Annotated in this window: 1 protein-coding gene and 1 pseudogene; both read right to left on the reverse strand. The window is 62.4% G+C overall.

What is annotated here, in order from left to right; all coding sequences use genetic code 11:
- A partial coding sequence (locus EN884_RS36625; protein WP_164895446.1) for a dihydrolipoyl dehydrogenase occupies window positions 1-968 on the reverse strand: 968 nt, incomplete at its 3' end.
- A 12-nt stretch (window positions 969-980) separates the two neighbouring features.
- A pseudogene (locus tag EN884_RS36630) lies at window positions 981-1,121 on the reverse strand (arylesterase); the annotation flags it as partial.

Genomic DNA, 1,121 nt, shown 5'->3' on the forward strand with positions numbered 1-1,121 from the left:
GCATAGATGCCCGGCACATTGGTCTTGCCGTAACCATCGATGACGACGCAGCCGCGATCCGTCTTCACGCCGAGCGCCTCAAGCCCGAGGCCCTCGATGTTGCCTTGCACGCCGACGGCCGAGATCATCCGGTCGGCGGTGATCTTCTCGACCTTGCCGTCCTTCATCTCGACATGCGCCGTGACCGAGTTCGTGCCCTTCTCGACCTTGGTCACCTTGGCTTCGAGGATAATCTTCATGCCTTGCTTCTCGAACTGCTTTTGCGCGAACTTCGAGACTTCGGCGTCCTCGACCGGCATCACCGCCGGCAGCAATTCGACCACCGTCACCTCGGCGCCCATTGTGCGGTAGAAGGAGGCGAATTCGATGCCGATGGCGCCCGACCCCATGACGAGCAACGACTTCGGCATCTCCTTCGGCACCATGGCCTCGAAATAGGTCCAGATCAGCTTTCCGTCCGGCTCGATGCCGGGCAGCGCGCGTGGCCGGGCGCCGGTCGCCAGGATGATGTGCTTGGCGGTATAGGTGCCCTCGCCCTTGACGCCTTTCGGCACCGGCGGCTGTGGCTCCATCGGCTTCTTGGCCGTCTTGGACACGACGATCTCGCCCGCCTTCGAAAGCTTGGCCTCGCCCCAGATGACGTCGACCTTGTTCTTCTTCATCAGGAAGGCAACGCCGCCATTGAGCCGCAGCGACACCTTGCGCGAGCGGTCAACGACGGCCGATGTGTCCACGCTGACCTTGCCGTCGAGCTTCAGCCCGTAATCCTTCAGGTGATCCGAATAGTGCATGATCTCGGCCGAGCGCAGCAGCGCCTTGGTCGGGATGCAGCCCCAGTTAAGGCAAATGCCGCCGAGATGCTCGCGCTCGACGATCGCCGTCTTGAAGCCGAGCTGCGCGGAACGCACCGCGGTGACATAGCCGCCGGGACCGGAGCCGATGATGATGACGTCATAGTTCTCAGCCACGGGTTTTCTCCTTCACAATTCCAGCATGACGCGCACGACTGGTGTCAGCGCCTCGCCGATGTTTCGCGTGTTTTCGGCGTCAAGATGAACACCGTCGAGAGGTGTGGTTTGCGCCACGCTGCCGGCGTCGAAGAAGCCGCAGCCGGCCTCATC

The organism is Mesorhizobium sp. M7A.F.Ca.AU.001.01.1.1, from assembly GCF_004022735.1.
GTDB lineage: Bacteria > Pseudomonadota > Alphaproteobacteria > Rhizobiales > Rhizobiaceae > Mesorhizobium > Mesorhizobium ciceri.